This window comes from Paenibacillus sp. FSL R5-0527, from assembly GCF_038008055.1.
Lineage (GTDB): Bacteria > Bacillota > Bacilli > Paenibacillales > Paenibacillaceae > Fontibacillus > Fontibacillus macerans.
In genome coordinates this window covers 6,297,080-6,311,364 of record NZ_JBBOYI010000001.1, presented here as the reverse complement: position 1 = coordinate 6,311,364, position 14,285 = coordinate 6,297,080, and the positions used below count along the sequence as shown (strand labels likewise).

The following is a 14,285-nucleotide window of genomic DNA, read 5'->3' as shown; positions in this document are numbered from 1 at the left end:
GGTTTTGAAAAAATGGCTCGAAGCTAACCGCGAGCTATACGAAGAAGATCAGCGGGCGAAGGGAGGGGGTTGATAGTGGCGAGAGAATACGAGCTGCGCTTTGAGCTCAATGGTGAGATTGATCCTCAACTAAGAAGGGCTTTCGATTCCCTTGAGCGCACAGTAAATGACATGGGTCAAGAGCTCGAAGAATTAAGGAATTCCGGCAACGAAGCATTCGACGATCTGACTTCTGGTGCCATGCAATTCGGAGAAGTATTCGAAAAAACACTGCAGTTTACCGGGGCTCATGAGCTCATTACCAGCGTCGGCGATATGTTCACAAATATGATTGCCGAGGTTGGCTCATTGGACGATTCTGTTCGCCAAATGGGAGCAGCCACCGGGGCAACAACCGAAGAAATGGCCCAGTTCAAAGACATTATCAGGGAGATTTACGCGGGCAACTTCGGCGAAGGATTCGATGATATCGCAGATTCTCTCGTAAATGTACGGCGGGTTACTGGACTAACCGGAGATGCACTGGAAGACGCCACGAAAAACGCCCTGATATTACGTGATACTTTTGGCTATGAAGTAAATGAAACCGTCCAAACAGTCGATACCATGATGAGAAATATGGGTCTCACGGCAGATGAGGCGTTTAGTTTGATTGCCCAGGGCAGCCAGAAGGGCCTGGACCGATCCGGCGACTTTTTGGACACGCTCAATGAGTACTCCGTGCAGTTCAAAGACGCAGGGTACAACGCTGAGGAAATGTTCAGCGTGCTGGAATCAGGGCTTAAGAGCGGCAACTTCAACCTAGACAAGACGGCGGATTTGCTCAAAGAATTCAATCTCCGTATCCAATCCGGGGACGATAATGTCTTGCAATCCCTTGAACTGCTCATGGCTCCGGAAGGAATTGAGGATTTCATCACGGCTCTGAAAAAGGGCGGTACCCAAACAAAAGAGTATTCTGAGTTGCTAAAACACGTCAGCAAGGATACGGCCAAAGAATTGCTGAAAAACCTCAGTGGATCGGCCAAAGACTATTCGACGGCTGCCCAAGCCATAACTGGAATCATGGGCGACAGCGGCAAGATATTGAGCGGGCTTTCGGACGGATCGGTTAAGGCCAAGGATGCGCTCAATGAAGTAATCAAAGCCCTCGGTGATATTGACGATGCCCAATACCGGAATCAACTCTCCGTCGAGCTCTTCGGGTCCCAGTACGAAGACCTTCGAGGGGCAGCTGTCCAGGCTCTTCAAGAGACAAACGGTGAATTCGACAAAACGCTGAACACCATGCAGCAGATCGAAGATGTCAAATACAGCGTCACAGACTTCCAGGGCCTTGGCCGAATGCTAATGAACGAAGTAATTATCCCAATTGGCGATGAATTGTTACCCATACTTTATGACATGACGGAGTGGGCAAAAGAAAATAAGGACCTGGTTAAAGCACTTGCCTTATCTGTCCCTGCTGGGCTGCTCGCAAAAAATGCGTACAACATGGGTAAGTCCCTGCTCGGCACGACTGGTCTCGTCTCAAAATTCGGCGGCGCAGTTGGTCTGCTGACTAACCCGATCGGGCTGGCCGTGGGCGCTGTCGGTGCTCTAACCCTTGGCGTAATGGCCTACAAAAAGCACCAGGAGGAAGCCCGGCAAGAACTCATCAACATGGGGGACGCCCTCGACAAAGCCTATGACGATTACACTGCTGTTGACAATCAGACCCGTAAAACACGTGAGCTGATTACCGAATACGACCGTCTGATCAACAAGATCAACGACAGTCAAACCCCTGCCGAACAGCTTACAGAAGCTCGGAGAAAGCTGAAGAATGTTGAGCAAGAACTTATTGACCTAAATCCAGATATCCTACGGGCTGAAGATGCCAAAAGCGACAGCTTCCGTGAACAGCTGGGGCTGGCCGACCAGTTGAACGAATCGCGGTCAGAAATGGCACGCCGGGAACTGGAAATGTCGGTGATGGAAGGGGAAGCAGACCTTCCCCAACTGGAAGAGGAATATGACCGCCTTAATCAAAAATTGGCGGAGACAAACAAGGCTTATCAAGATGCCCAGGCCAGTTATGCGCAATATTCCGATTATGTTAATCGGCAGAACGAGATCGTTAATAATCAAAGTCTCTCTTACGAGGAACAGGATGAAAAACTGAGAGCGTTGGCGCAAGAGATTCAGAATGCAACAGGGTTGGATTACTCCGGTAATTGGGCAAACCTGTTTTTCGATTTCAACGAATTAAAGGATACCATCAACGACAACTACGAATCTTGGAAGAACACCCAAGAAGAGATCTTGACTACTGAGCAGAGCTTCCAATCCCTTTACGACAACCAAAAAAAGCTCATCGAGTTGGATTTGGGTGGCACGATCAAGGATCAGGCTGCCAAATATAAAGACTTGAACGATGCCGAGAAACAGCGGTTTGATGAGGCCTTGCATAAAATAAGAGAGCTTAACTCTGAGATGGATATGCTCCCAACTGCCAAAAAGATCGACGTCGATGTTGTAATGCGGCAAGTTGGTACGCTTCCCGATTTTTCAAAACTCGATGAGTCAAAAAAGCAGGTATTTTTGCACGATCCAGACTTCAGGGGTTACGCCGATGGCGGAATTATCGATTCACCGGAATTAGCTTGGGTAGGCGAAGGCGGCGACCGAGAATTTATCATCCCGGATAATAATTCCAAACGCTCCCACGCGCTCTACGCGGCTGCTGGCGAGGCATTAGGGTATAGCCCTGGTGGAACCTTCGCCCCTGTCTATAGCCCTGTCCTTAACTTCTACGGTCCGGCTGATGAAGCAAAAGTACAAGCCGTTGTAAAGGATTCGCAGCGCGAGTGGGAGCAGAATATGGCGGCTTGGCAGCGGCAGCAGCAAAGGAGGAATCTAGCATGACGACATACCGGACGATTCAAGGCGATACTTGGGACTCTATAGCCTACAAAGTGGCCGGCACTGAGACGTTTATGACGGACCTCATGCTGGCTAATCTGGAGCACATCGAAACCGTCATTTTCCCGGCCGGGGTGACTCTCAATATCCCGGACATAAAGATCGAGTCGGCAGCCGATACCCTGCCGCCTTGGAGGGCTGATTCATGAGCAAATTGGTTGAAAACGGCCGATATGCGTTTGTCTCACTATTTTTTAACGGCAAACAGGTGGATGCTGATCTCGCCCCGTACCTGATGTCCTTTACATTCAATGACGGTTACAGCGGCCAGGCTGACGATATCACGATCCAATTGGATGACCGAGAAGGGCAATGGATCAAAGGCTGGGTCCCAGTGATCGGAGATGAAATCAAGGCCGAGATCGTAACCTGGCACTGGGAAAAGCAGGGCGAGAAGAAAAAGCTGCCCTGCGGCAAGTTCTATCTCAAGTCGTTTACCTACGGCGGCCCGCCGAATGTGGCGACTATGGAAGCCAGCGCGCTGCCGATTGACGGGAACGCGGCCAAACAGGAGAAAAGATCGAAGTCATGGGAAAAGGTTAAGCTGAGGACCGTTGCTGCCGAGATCGCGGCGCGTGCGAAGCTAAATCTGGTCTATGAGTCGTCGTCAAATCCCAGCTATGAGCGGCTGGATCAGACTCAGCAGACGGATTTTGAGTTTTTATTAGGCATAGCCCTGAAAGAGGGCGTCACCTTAAAGGTCAGCGGCGCTTCGCTGGTCCTTTTTGATGAGGAGAAGTATGAGGCTGCGAAGGCTGCTTTTGATTTGGAGTTAGGGAAAGACAACATCATTTCCTACAGTTTCGAATCAAACAGTGAGAGCGCGGCGTACGGGTCCTGTGAGGTCGTTTATACGGCCCCGAAAACTGCCAAAACAGCGGCAAAGACGATCAAAGGATCGTATAAGTTGCCGAAAGCGAGCGGCCTTCCGGTGCTGCGCGTTAATGAGCGGGTCGATTCCGTGGCCGAAGCTAATCGGGTAGCCAAGAACCGACTCCGCGAGCAAAACAAAAAGTCCGGAAAGGCCCGCCTTACGCTTGAAGGGGATACGCGGATCGCAGCCGGCCAGACGCTTAATATTAAGGGCTTTGGCTATTTTGATGGTAAATACATCGTCGAAAATGCGACGCATCAAATCAGCGCTTCGGCGGCGTATACGACCGAAATTCAAATTAGAAAGGTGTTGGGATGGTAATGTCAATTGTGGCGGAGTTGATCAAGATCGGCACCTGTTCTACCTCAGACTTTGGATCGGGGACCATTACAGCTACCTTTCCTGACCGCCAGGACACGGTTTCTCGTTCCATCCCCGTCATCTTCGCGCCCGGCGAAGGGGCAACCAATGGAATGCCGCAACCAGGCGATACGGTTGTCTGCCTGATGCTCGGGAACGGCCCGAGTAATGGGGTCTGCCTGGGAGTCATTCCGGACGATCTCCCGGGGACGGCCACGCAGCAGGGAGTATATTTTCCAGACGGTAGCCATGCCTATTATGATGAGGCGGAGAAAAAGCTTGTTGTTAATGCGGCGGGCGGGGTGGTGCAAATCGATGCGAACGGGGTAAAGGTCGATGGGGATATATCCGTATCCCGCAGCGTGACCATCAACGAGAACTTAACAGTCAAGTCCAAAGCCTATTTTTCGAATGATTGTTACGTCTATTATGACCCGGATGAAGAACAGCTTGTTGTAAAAGCCAAAAAAGGGGTCCGGATCGAGAAAGAAGATGGTTAGGAGGGCATGTTTATGGCGCTGCCTGATGGAATCGGGGTGCTTGGCGATATCGTTTTTATCGTATCAAGCTTCAAGGTGCGCACGTTCTCGGAATTTTCCCGGACAACAGCCGACCGGTGGGGCAATAATGACATCATACAAAAAAAGCCACGCAGCCAGTATCTCGGCCCTGGGCTTGATACCTTTGACCTGACCGTCCGAGTCGATGCGCGACTAGGTCTGAATCCTCGGGCCGAGGTGGATAAGCTGGTCACCTACAGTCGTGAGGGCAAAGTCATGAAATTTACAATCGGAGGCAAAGGCATGGGGGTAGACAGGGTGAAAATCACGAGTTTGGTTCAGAACTGGGAGAAGCTCGATAATCGCGGAAATCTTATTAGTGCGACCTATAATCTAACGTTGGAGGAATACGTATGACGACAACCTACAGCGTGACGGCGGACGGTTCACCGGAAATAAAATTTGGACTAATCGGGGTTGAGTCGGTAAAGCAAAATATTCGGACTATACTCACTACGATAGAGGGTACATGTCCGCTTGCCCGAGGCTTTGGTATTGACCCTGCAATTATTGACTCACCCACACCGGCAGCCTTAGCGCTTCTTGAGGTGAACATAAGGGATGCTATTAGTCAGTTTGAACCCCGAGCGACAGTGACTGAGGTTGACATCCATGTGGACGGGGATAAATTGATCCCAGTCGTTAAATTCACCCTGGCCGAGGAGGCGAACGAATTTGGCTGATCTAAAATTTATAGATGACGATCCGCAGACAATCATCGACAGCATAATAACTATACACGAGGCGATTACGGGCCGCACGCTTTACCCTGCGGATCCGGAACGCCTTTTTTTATTGTCGCTGGCGCAAATCATTGTACAACAACGGGTGCTGATTAATTCGACAGCTCGGCAAAACCTTCTACGTTATGCGACTGGAGACGTTCTGGACGGTATAGGCGAAATGTATGATACAAGCAGGCTCCCTGCCGAGGCGGCAAGGACAACTATTCAAATTTCGCTTTCTATACCGCTCGCGTCAGCAACCATCATTCCAGCCGGGACCAGAGTCGGGCCGCAAGGCGGGGGAGGGGAGTTATTTTTCATAACTTCCGACGTACTGCAAATACCCGCAGGGGCGGTTACTGGCAGCGTACCGGCCTTGTGTTCGGTTCCTGGGATTGCTGGCAATGGTTTTACCGCCGGACAAATAAATGCGCTGATAGACCCCCTCCCGTTCGTCCAGAGCGTCACCAACACGACAGAGAGCTCCGGCGGTGCGGATACGGAGACAGATGATGCGTACCGGCAGCGTATCAGATCAGCTCCAGAGAGTTTTTCGGTTGCGGGCCCCGCTGGTGCGTATGAGATCAGGGCCAAGTCAGCCAGCAGCGCCATTATTGATGTGGCAGTCGATTCGCCCGCTCCCGTGGAGGTTGTATTAGCCCCTTTGTTGGCCGGAGGGAAAATACCTACACAGGACGTGCTGGATGCCGTATTAGCTGCGGTGACCGAAAGGGATGTGCGTCCATTGACTGACAAAGTTACTGTGCAGGCTCCCGTGGCTGTCCCGTATAACATCAATTTGACCTATTACATCGCCCGCTCACGTGCCGCTGAGACAACGTCAATACAGCAGGGAGTTACCGCAGCAGTAAACGGCTATGTAACCTGGCAAAAATCAAAGCTTGGCCGGGATATAAATCCCTCGGAGCTGATTGCGCGGGTTATGGCTGCTGGTGCTTTAAGGGTGCGGGTGACCGAGCCGGCGTTTACCGATTTATCGAGGTTCCAGGTCGCTCAAGATGCCACCGTGACAACTACATTCGGAGGGCTCGAAGATGATTGATATCCAAAACGTAAGCCTCTTGGATTTATTGCCTCCTAACCTTAAACACGATCCGAAAGTTGCGGCTGCGGCACAGGCGATCCAGGACGAGCTACAGCAGACAACGCTGGCCATTTCGAAACTGTCTATTTTCGACCGGTTGAATACGCTCAACGATGCGGAAGCGGATGAGTTGGCTTGGCAACTGCACGTCGATTTTTACGACGCGACATTGCCAATCGAACAAAAACGGGCACTCGTCAAAAACGCTATCCGGTTCCATCGGCGCAAAGGTACGCCGGCCGCTGTGGAGGAATTGGTGGCCATCCTGTTCGGGACCGGCCAAGTGGAGGAATGGTGGGAATACGGCGGCGAGCCGGGATATTTCCGGGTACGCACCAGCGACCCGAGCGCCACAAGCGAGCGGGCCAAAGAATTTGTGCAGGCGGTCGATTCGATCAAACGGCTGAGTGCTTGGCTTGAGGCCGTTATTTTGGAAGAGACGATTGAAATGAACGATATGTATTACGGCGGCGCCCTGCACGTCGGCGATTTTATAACGATATAAGGCAGGTGAGAAAATGTCATCTTGGAGTAAGGCACTTACTAATAAAGGGCGACAACTGCAAGCTAAGGCGCAAGCCGGCGCTCAGCTTGTTTATACGCGAATGAGCATCGGGAGCGGTACGCTGAGCGGGCAATCTCTCGAAGATATGAGTGCGTTGATTACCCCGGTCAAGGATTTGGCCATCGAAAGACTGAAACATCCACCCGGGTCTACACGGGCGCTGATTGGCGGGACCCTCACAAACCAGGATGTCACAACCGGATTTTTTCTGCGCGAGGTCGGCATCTTTGCCAGAGACCCCGACGACGGCGAAATCCTCTACATGTATGCCAACGCTGGGACAACGGCCGACTACATCACGCCGAGTGGCGAGGACCTCATCGAAAAAGCCATCAACATGAACGTGTTTGTCGGGAAGGCTACAAACATTACGGCAAATATCGATGAGTCGCTCGTGTATGTTACCAAGCCGGAACTCGATGAGGCCATAGCCGGAATCCATATCGGCGATGCAAGTCTAACGCAAAAAGGGATCGTCCAACTCTCCAATGCCGTGAACGACAATAGCGATACCAAAGCTTCGACGCCAAAGGCGACAAAAATGGCTTACGACGCAGCGGTGGCGGCGCAAAACACGGCGAATGCGGCGAATAGTGCGGCTGCTGCGGCTCAGGGAACAGCGAACGCGGCAAGCAGTGTGGCTGCTACCGCCCAAAGCAAGGCAGATGCCGCCAGCAATGCTGTAGGTCCCCTCTCAAGTCTGCTTACCTCGGCAAAGGGGAACACTGTCGCCGCCATTAACGAGCTTTTTACGTCTGGAGTTGATGCCAAAAATCGCATAGTGGGCGCGCTCAACTCCAAGTTCGGCGTGGGCGCGTCCACAAACGACACATGGGCGGCGTTGGCGGACAAAATCGCCAGCATCAACGCAGTCAAAGGCAGAATGTCGATGTTTGGCTATGGTGCGGATCGCCAAAACATCCCGGCTTGGGGGTACACAGGAGTACACGGGTACAGCACAACTACGTACTACCCACCAAGCAATAGCGAGATTAGGCTTGATATTAGCTCGGATAGCAACGGTATTGATGCCTATGTCTATTTGCAAAATCCCGTGGACCTTACCTACATCAACTGGATTTACTTTACCGCGTACCACCAATATGGAGGTAGTGGTGGCTATAATGCTACATGCCAAGTAGTTGTTGATACAGCACAGCAAGGTGATTCCAGCGGGGTCGCGTCTACGACTGTTCAGTATCACGCGTCGGGGTACTATCAAGCAGGCCTCATCAACGTGTCAAATCTAAGCGGCAACTATTACTTACGGGTACGCGTCCAGGCGGGTAGTGGGTCAGGTACTCTTAGGATGAGTACCATGATGTTGCTATAGTAGATTTAAGAGAAGGGTGGTATACATGATCAGGATGTTTAAGAGCAAAGACTACGTCGAGGCCATCGAATTTAAAGATTTTACATCAATTCAGGCAATCGTCCAGTTGACGAGCATGGAGGCGACGATAAAATTATCGAATATCGGCACGTTGCAGTCGGTGACACTGAGGAAAGCTGAAGAAGTGGTTGTAGCCATTCCAGGGCAATTCATCTACAAGAACAACACGGGGACCATCGGCGTATGCGATTATAAATATCTCGCCGAAAATTACGAAGAAATTACGGAAACAGTGGAGTAACCACAGGGAGCGCTGGGAGGCGCATTTTTTATGCCCTCGGAGCCGATCCGGGGCTATTAAAGATAAGAGGGGATGATCAAAGTGGATACCGTAATCAAAGGACTTATCGCTGTCGGCGGATCGGCAGCGTCATTTTTATTTGGGGGTTGGTCGTCGTTGTTAAATATCCTACTGGCTTTTGTGGTTATCGACTATATATCCGGGGTAGCCGCAGCAGCCCAGGAGGGGAAATTGAGCAGCCGGATCGGCGGCTGGGGGATCGCCAAAAAAGTATCGATCTTTGCCATTGTGGCTGTGGCTCACTTGGTAGATACCGCATTAGGAGACGCGCATCTATTTAGGGATGCAGCGATCTTTTTTTACCTCGCTAACGAGCTTTTGAGCCTGCTTGAAAACGCTGGGCGGCTCGGCGCGCCTATCCCTCCGGGACTACAAAAGGCTATTGCTATCCTGCAAGGTAAAGGCGGAGTAGCTGGCGAGGCCGGAAAAGAAGGAGAAGGAAAATGAAGCTTGTCTATTACAGTCAAGAGGACCCGCGCTGGAAAAACGTCATGTACTCAATCACCGGGGACAAAAAACAGACTATCGGCACGTCCGCATGCGGCCCCACATGTGCGTCTATGGTTGTGAGCTCCTATACAGGAAAAACGATTCTGCCCACCGAGGCGGCGAGCTTCGCCGTGAAGAACGGGTTTCGTACAGCCAATAGCGGCACGGACTGGGGATTCTTCCGGAAGTTTCTCGGGGGATACGGGCTCGAAGTTAGACAGACCAGTAGCCTAGCCGATGTAAAGGCAGCCTTGAAGGAAGGAAATCTCGCTATCGCGTCCATGGGTCCAGGCCACACAACCGGAGGTGGTCACTATATCCTGCTGGTAGGTATCAGCAAGGATGGGTGGATCGATGTCTTCGACCCCAACCATGACAACCGCAAGTATGGCAACGATGGCCTCATTGACCAGGGGGTGCGTGATGATGGCAAAGTTAAGGCCAAAGAATCGGTGTTTAAGTCTGAGGCAAAACAATACTGGATTATCTCAAATCCAAATCAGGAGGCGGAAAAAGTGGAAAAGGCGAAGGTCGTTATAAACGGAAAAAAGATTGAGGACGGGTTTATTTACGAGGGTAAAGTATATGTTCCACTCCGCGCAGCAGGTGAAGCGCTTGGAGCAAAATTTGATTGGAACAACAAAGAAAAAACAGCTACACTTACCAAATAATCCATGATATAATAGATTCAAATCCGAAAGAATCGGTAGAAAAAGCCCCGTCGGCTATGTGCTGGCGGGGCCAATTTCTGTTTTCAGAGGGTGTTACGATTCTCGATACCCAAAGCCTCTTTAAGCCCACTCTGCAGAATCTGCGAGAAATTAAGGCCAGCCTCGTCAGCTGCATCACGTAACCACTTTGGCAGCGTACAATTTTTTGTTACGGCCTTATTCTCGGCTGCATCGCGATAAGGCGGCATAAACACTTCCACGAAAACAATCCGGTCGCTCGGGTCCTCCAACTCAATCTGTTCCGGTTCGGAAGGAGCGGGAAGGGGCTGACCGGCCTCCTCTAATTCCAAAGCACGGGCAGCAAGCAGTTCCTTTGCCCTCGAAAGACCTTCCGCCAACTCAACAGAAGTTACGGCCGTCCCCGGAAAATCCGGAAAGTACATACTCAAATTTGTATCTGTGCGCTCGACAACCACCGGATAAACATAATGGCTTTTCAACGATATTCACACTCCTTCTTCAAATGAGGTGGCAAGGGTAGGGAAACACCCGGGGTTACATTCTAACCCCGGATTGACGCTCTATGCTTTTTAGTGTTCCCTTCGCGATTGTGTCACCCATACTGTGTACCGCGATATCAGCGAACTTGCTGGGGTCATTCGGGTTTATGTATCGCCGATGACTTGTTCCCTTTCCGTGATTCGGGGATTCAATGAAACCCGCCTTTTTCAAGGCTTGAATTACCTCCCGAACCGTTCGTTGTTTCCCCACCACATTGACCTCCTCTCGATATCTTTATTATACACGCATAAATTACGCGCGTCAATATAAAATGCGCATAAAATGTGCGTGTTTTTTGTTCGTTGAATAGGTTGCGTTTTTGATCTATAATACAAACAAACGTTCTTATTTGGGGTGGTTTTTTGAATAACGGGATGATCACGACAGAAGAACTTACAATGCTCCGCGACTACATCTTACTACCTTACATGCTCACGATGGTACAAAAGAGCGTGGATGACATTGAGCGCAGCTCTAACCTTTTAAAACAGCTTTATCTGGCAGCAGGCCAAGCGGTCATGAACAAAATAAGCAAAGACATGCGTGATATAAAACGCGAATTGACCAAACGAAACATAAAGATTTTCAGTGACGAACATGCCGATTTCATCGTGTATCACCGTTTTCTGTGTCGAGGATATGAGGAGCGTTTTGGGATGACCCGCGACGTGATGCGGACGGAAATCAGTGTCCGGCTAGGCGCGTACGTTGCAGAACTGACCGCGAATATAAAATAACCCCGGATTTCTCCGGGGCATTTTATTACTTCTTTAGGATTTACTTTTTATCTTTACAAACAGAACTAGGCTCTTTATATACGGTTGGGTAGATTTCCATCAGCTCTTTCTCCATTTTGCACGCTTTCTCCGTAGCCTCTTCAATTTCATTTGCAGGGATGTTACCATCAACAATATCCATCATTAATTCAGTGTATTCTGAGGCCAATTTGCCATTTTCATTTATCTTGGCAGTTTCTTTTTCGTACTTATTCCATGCTTCATCAAGCTTATCACCCATATGTATTAAGGCTTGTCGGTCAGCCTCTTTCTTTTGTTCATACAAGCTTTTCCCTATCAATACTCCTGAAACTAAAACAACTAATGCGATAGCCCAAACCCACCATTTTTTTATAATCTGCATATTCAAAGCCCCCCTTAATGAGCTATATTTCCAATTCAGTCTACCAGAACTAGGAAATTGTTTCTATGAGATAGCCAGGATAAATTTTCTTTGGTAGTATTTAGGTAAAAAAGGTGTGATGAAATGCGTCTTAAAATCACGACGATTGCAGTTGTATTATTGCTCTTGTTGGCTGGATGCGGCAACTCAAACAATGCTATTACAGTTGATGATCTGAGCATTCACAAGGTCGGAGATAGTAAATCTAAAGTTACATACGGAATGAGCCGAGATGATGCGGAAAAGGTACTTGGGAGGGGGGAAAAGGGGGAAGGCTTCGGTAGCTGGTTTACATATAACTCTGGGGTACAAATAATGTACCGGGAAGATAAGGTAGCGGGTATTGCCTTGCGTGAGGAATCAGCTGGTACATATGAAACCTCAAAAGGAGCAAAGGTTGGAATGCTCAAGGATGAGTTAAAGAAAATATATGGTGATAACTACTTGGGCGATCATGAGAGAAATTTGGATTATGCTTATGACACAGTGAATAAGAAGTTTTTAAAGGAATCTGAATCTCCAAAAACACAAGAAGAAAACGAAAAAACATATGTGATTTCAGCTGTATTTGATGACAACGGATATGCCCAAACGATCATGCTATTGGATCGGCGAATGGCGATGTATTTTAATTAACCTAATAGGCAATACTTTACAAACTTCGGGGGAATCTGATATTATTTAGGACATACCTTATTTTTTTATTTTTTCTCAACTCTGGGCATGCGCCGTAAGAGCATTCTAATGTAAGTAATTCGAAGATCATAAGGGCCTAATAAGCCGCTATGGTCTGGGTTAAGAGTATCAGGCATTTACAAAAAAAAGTACCCAATGGTGTTATGAGAACAACTCTATAATGCCAAATAAAGTACTATGCCTGTAACTATGAACCCAGACTGTAGCGGCTTTTTTGCGTCCATTTGTGTCCGCTGAAAGGAGATGATGCGCCCGATAAGTGTCCTGTAGTTGACCTGCTGGCACTAGTCCAGGTGGTTTAAATTACAGGTAATTACTTCGACAGAGTGCGACAACGGTTATGGTAGAACGTGGTTTAGAGAACGAGGTGTTAAGAGTGACTTAACACTATCCACACCACTCAAATACATATAGGCTTGTCTTAACATCTCGCTCACTAAAAAACTACAGCTAGGAGGGATGACCTATCAAAACAATTTATACTATCCGCACTGAAGAACTTTTAGAGCGATTAAAACTAAGAGGTCTGGATGTTACAGAAGCCGAAAAGTTTTTGAATGAACTTTCTAGTCAAGAAGATCAGCAGCCGACTGAATTAACTGAGCAAGTTTCTTCTTCTGTTCCTCAGTGAGCGGTTTGCCTTTTCTTGTTAAGTTGTGATTGGCTAATTCCTCAATAGGTATTTCGTCAAGCTCTTTTCCAGTCAAATATGGAGGGGAGCTTTCTCTTATTTGATCATCCTGATAATCAATGTTATGACGCAGGCAAAAATCTACAAGTTCATCCCAGAAATCATCAAGCGTTTTGTTTATGATTATGAATCTGTCCAAAGACTCAATACCTTGCTTAATAGTTCGATAATTATAGTATTTGTTAAACTCCTCAATAGCCCATTCCTCATCTACAGACTTGTCTTCTTCATCCCGTTTTAAGTAATCAGAATACCACTTGTCAAAAGAATTTATATCCCCAAATGATGAGCGTTCGTATACCTCTTTATCTGAAGCATATCCACCAAAAATTTTGAAAATGTCCTCGTGGTATCGAGATGGGAAGAGGTTTTCGTCATTAGCAATTTTCTTTAATAAAGCAGTTATTTTTTTCTCCATCTTACGTTCTTCAGAATAAATCTCAGATAACATCTCGTTTTCCGGGTCGTCTTTATCCCAGTATCCGGCCAGAACCATAAGTTCAGCATAGGATGTGTCAAGGGCTTTAGACAATTTTTTAAGGATTTCAGGGGAAACCTTAAGCGGTTTGTTCGTACCTCTCCGGTAACCATTCTCAATATCTGAGATGTATGTATGTGAAAGTCCAGTCAGATCAGCAATATCTCTTAAAGATCGTTTTCCTCTGAGTTGTCTCAAAAAATTCCCGAGTTCATTACTCATGTGAGTGAAAACCCCCTTTTTCAAAATGTAAACAAAGCACAACAAATAATGTAAAACAAAACTTACAAAAAGTCAATTATACCATAAAAAAAAGTTGTTGCACAGACTATACATTGACGTCAAACGGATGTAAACTGTGTACAACAGAAAGTGAGGTGAACAAACGATATGAAAAATATAGTTAGATATTTGCGAAGAAGTCAGGAATTTGATTGGACACAAGATGAGCTAGCCGAAAAGGTTGGCGTATCACGCGCAACGATTTCTGCAATCGAGAATGGGGCCAGCACCTCAGTAGAGGTATCTATTAGGATTGCCAAAGTTTTCAATCGTGATGTACGGGAAATTTTTTTTGACACCGATGTTGCACAGAATTTACAAGATAATCGCAAAGAATGTTCTGATTCGGTAAGCAAGAACGCGCAAACAAATGTATATGCACCTTAGAGGC

Annotated in this window: 19 protein-coding genes; 15 read left to right on the top strand and 4 right to left on the bottom strand. The window is 48.2% G+C overall.

The annotated features are described in order from the left end of the window. The first annotated feature begins 75 nt into the window (after nt 1-75). The 12 genes from NYE69_RS28350 (at nt 76) to NYE69_RS28295 (ending at nt 10,007) form a co-directional block, all read left to right on the top strand. Nucleotides 76-2,907 carry a phage tail tape measure protein gene (locus NYE69_RS28350; protein ID WP_340929240.1) on the top strand — a complete coding sequence of 944 codons (2,832 nt, stop codon included), beginning with the start codon at nt 76-78 and terminating at the stop codon, nt 2,905-2,907. Continuing rightward, nucleotides 2,904-3,113, top strand: coding sequence for a tail protein X (locus tag NYE69_RS28345; RefSeq protein WP_340929239.1), 210 nt, complete (start codon nt 2,904-2,906; stop codon nt 3,111-3,113). The genes NYE69_RS28350 and NYE69_RS28345 overlap by 4 nt, the downstream gene beginning before the upstream one ends. Beyond that, a complete protein-coding gene (locus tag NYE69_RS28340; RefSeq protein ID WP_340929237.1) occupies nt 3,110-4,159 on the top strand; it encodes a phage late control D family protein in 1,050 nt (349 codons plus the stop codon). Before NYE69_RS28345 ends, NYE69_RS28340 begins: the two co-directional genes overlap by 4 nt. Further along, nucleotides 4,159-4,698: a hypothetical protein gene (locus tag NYE69_RS28335; protein ID WP_340929235.1), complete on the top strand. Its 540-nt coding sequence runs from the start codon at nt 4,159-4,161 to the stop codon at nt 4,696-4,698. Before NYE69_RS28340 ends, NYE69_RS28335 begins: the two co-directional genes overlap by 1 nt. Before the next feature lie 12 nt (nt 4,699-4,710). Beyond that, on the top strand, nt 4,711-5,115 hold the full coding sequence (locus NYE69_RS28330; RefSeq protein ID WP_340929233.1) for a phage tail protein: 405 nt from the start codon (nt 4,711-4,713) through the stop codon (nt 5,113-5,115). Continuing rightward, nucleotides 5,112-5,441, top strand: coding sequence for a GPW/gp25 family protein (locus NYE69_RS28325; RefSeq protein ID WP_340929232.1), 330 nt, complete (start codon nt 5,112-5,114; stop codon nt 5,439-5,441). Before NYE69_RS28330 ends, NYE69_RS28325 begins: the two co-directional genes overlap by 4 nt. Beyond that, nucleotides 5,434-6,546 (top strand): baseplate assembly protein, encoded by a 1,113-nt coding sequence (locus NYE69_RS28320; RefSeq protein WP_340929231.1) that lies wholly within the window; start codon nt 5,434-5,436, stop codon nt 6,544-6,546. Before NYE69_RS28325 ends, NYE69_RS28320 begins: the two co-directional genes overlap by 8 nt. After that, nucleotides 6,539-7,093: a phage tail protein I gene (locus tag NYE69_RS28315; RefSeq protein ID WP_340929230.1), complete on the top strand. Its 555-nt coding sequence runs from the start codon at nt 6,539-6,541 to the stop codon at nt 7,091-7,093. Before NYE69_RS28320 ends, NYE69_RS28315 begins: the two co-directional genes overlap by 8 nt. Nucleotides 7,094-7,106: 13 nt before the next feature. Beyond that, nucleotides 7,107-8,486, top strand: coding sequence for a tail fiber protein (locus NYE69_RS28310; protein WP_340929229.1), 1,380 nt, complete (start codon nt 7,107-7,109; stop codon nt 8,484-8,486). Between the two features lie 25 nt (nt 8,487-8,511). Next, complete coding sequence (locus NYE69_RS28305) at nt 8,512-8,787, top strand: hypothetical protein (RefSeq protein WP_340929227.1); 276 nt, start codon at nt 8,512-8,514, stop codon at nt 8,785-8,787. A gap of 72 nt (nt 8,788-8,859) precedes the next feature. Then, nucleotides 8,860-9,294: a phage holin family protein gene (locus NYE69_RS28300; protein ID WP_340929224.1), complete on the top strand. Its 435-nt coding sequence runs from the start codon at nt 8,860-8,862 to the stop codon at nt 9,292-9,294. Continuing rightward, entirely contained in the window at nt 9,291-10,007 is a 717-nt protein-coding gene (locus NYE69_RS28295) for a C39 family peptidase (protein WP_340929222.1), read from the top strand. The genes NYE69_RS28300 and NYE69_RS28295 overlap by 4 nt, the downstream gene beginning before the upstream one ends. An 83-nt stretch (nt 10,008-10,090) precedes the next feature. On the opposite strand, the gene NYE69_RS28290 is transcribed toward NYE69_RS28295, so the two are convergent. Together NYE69_RS28290 and NYE69_RS28285 are read right to left on the bottom strand one after the other, a co-directional pair. Further along, on the bottom strand, nt 10,091-10,507 hold the full coding sequence (locus tag NYE69_RS28290; protein WP_340929221.1) for a type II toxin-antitoxin system HicB family antitoxin: 417 nt from the start codon (nt 10,505-10,507) through the stop codon (nt 10,091-10,093). Nucleotides 10,508-10,562: 55 nt separating this feature from the next. Further along, on the bottom strand, nt 10,563-10,778 hold the full coding sequence (locus NYE69_RS28285; RefSeq protein ID WP_340929219.1) for a type II toxin-antitoxin system HicA family toxin: 216 nt from the start codon (nt 10,776-10,778) through the stop codon (nt 10,563-10,565). Between the two features lie 152 nt (nt 10,779-10,930). Here NYE69_RS28285 and NYE69_RS28280 point away from each other — a divergent pair, with 152 nt between their 5' ends. Further along, entirely contained in the window at nt 10,931-11,305 is a 375-nt protein-coding gene (locus NYE69_RS28280) for a hypothetical protein (RefSeq protein ID WP_340929217.1), read from the top strand. A gap of 40 nt (nt 11,306-11,345) precedes the next feature. Here NYE69_RS28280 and NYE69_RS28275 read toward each other — a convergent pair whose 3' ends face one another. Then, complete coding sequence (locus tag NYE69_RS28275) at nt 11,346-11,708, bottom strand: hypothetical protein (protein ID WP_340929215.1); 363 nt, start codon at nt 11,706-11,708, stop codon at nt 11,346-11,348. 123 nt (nt 11,709-11,831) lie between these two features. Here NYE69_RS28275 and NYE69_RS28270 point away from each other — a divergent pair, with 123 nt between their 5' ends. Next, nucleotides 11,832-12,383 (top strand): hypothetical protein, encoded by a 552-nt coding sequence (locus tag NYE69_RS28270; protein WP_340929214.1) that lies wholly within the window; start codon nt 11,832-11,834, stop codon nt 12,381-12,383. Nucleotides 12,384-13,009: 626 nt separating this feature from the next. On the opposite strand, the gene NYE69_RS28265 is transcribed toward NYE69_RS28270, so the two are convergent. Then, entirely contained in the window at nt 13,010-13,834 is an 825-nt protein-coding gene (locus NYE69_RS28265) for a helix-turn-helix domain-containing protein (protein WP_068783189.1), read from the bottom strand. A 168-nt stretch (nt 13,835-14,002) separates the two neighbouring features. On the opposite strand from NYE69_RS28265, the gene NYE69_RS28260 reads away from it, so the two are divergent. Continuing rightward, nucleotides 14,003-14,281 carry a helix-turn-helix transcriptional regulator gene (locus tag NYE69_RS28260; protein ID WP_110944962.1) on the top strand — a complete coding sequence of 93 codons (279 nt, stop codon included), beginning with the start codon at nt 14,003-14,005 and terminating at the stop codon, nt 14,279-14,281. Nucleotides 14,282-14,285: the final 4 nt, after the last annotated feature.

Bases quoted from the DNA above. Each gene is read 5' to 3' on its own strand.
- NYE69_RS28310 (WP_340929229.1), top strand. From the start codon at position 7,107: ATGTCATCTTGGAGTAAGGCACTTACTAATAAAGGGCGACAACTGCAA.
- NYE69_RS28295 (WP_340929222.1), top strand. From the start codon at position 9,291: ATGAAGCTTGTCTATTACAGTCAAGAGGACCCGCGCTGGAAAAACGTC.
- NYE69_RS28275 (WP_340929215.1), bottom strand. From the start codon at position 11,708: ATGCAGATTATAAAAAAATGGTGGGTTTGGGCTATCGCATTAGTTGTT.
- NYE69_RS28325 (WP_340929232.1), top strand. From the start codon at position 5,112: ATGACGACAACCTACAGCGTGACGGCGGACGGTTCACCGGAAATAAAA.
- NYE69_RS28335 (WP_340929235.1), top strand. From the start codon at position 4,159: ATGTCAATTGTGGCGGAGTTGATCAAGATCGGCACCTGTTCTACCTCA.
- NYE69_RS28265 (WP_068783189.1), bottom strand. From the start codon at position 13,834: ATGAGTAATGAACTCGGGAATTTTTTGAGACAACTCAGAGGAAAACGA.
- NYE69_RS28315 (WP_340929230.1), top strand. From the start codon at position 6,539: ATGATTGATATCCAAAACGTAAGCCTCTTGGATTTATTGCCTCCTAAC.
- NYE69_RS28340 (WP_340929237.1), top strand. From the start codon at position 3,110: ATGAGCAAATTGGTTGAAAACGGCCGATATGCGTTTGTCTCACTATTT.
- NYE69_RS28260 (WP_110944962.1), top strand. From the start codon at position 14,003: ATGAAAAATATAGTTAGATATTTGCGAAGAAGTCAGGAATTTGATTGG.
- NYE69_RS28330 (WP_340929233.1), top strand. From the start codon at position 4,711: ATGGCGCTGCCTGATGGAATCGGGGTGCTTGGCGATATCGTTTTTATC.
- NYE69_RS28300 (WP_340929224.1), top strand. From the start codon at position 8,860: ATGATCAAAGTGGATACCGTAATCAAAGGACTTATCGCTGTCGGCGGA.
- NYE69_RS28305 (WP_340929227.1), top strand. From the start codon at position 8,512: ATGATCAGGATGTTTAAGAGCAAAGACTACGTCGAGGCCATCGAATTT.
- NYE69_RS28345 (WP_340929239.1), top strand. From the start codon at position 2,904: ATGACGACATACCGGACGATTCAAGGCGATACTTGGGACTCTATAGCC.
- NYE69_RS28270 (WP_340929214.1), top strand. From the start codon at position 11,832: ATGCGTCTTAAAATCACGACGATTGCAGTTGTATTATTGCTCTTGTTG.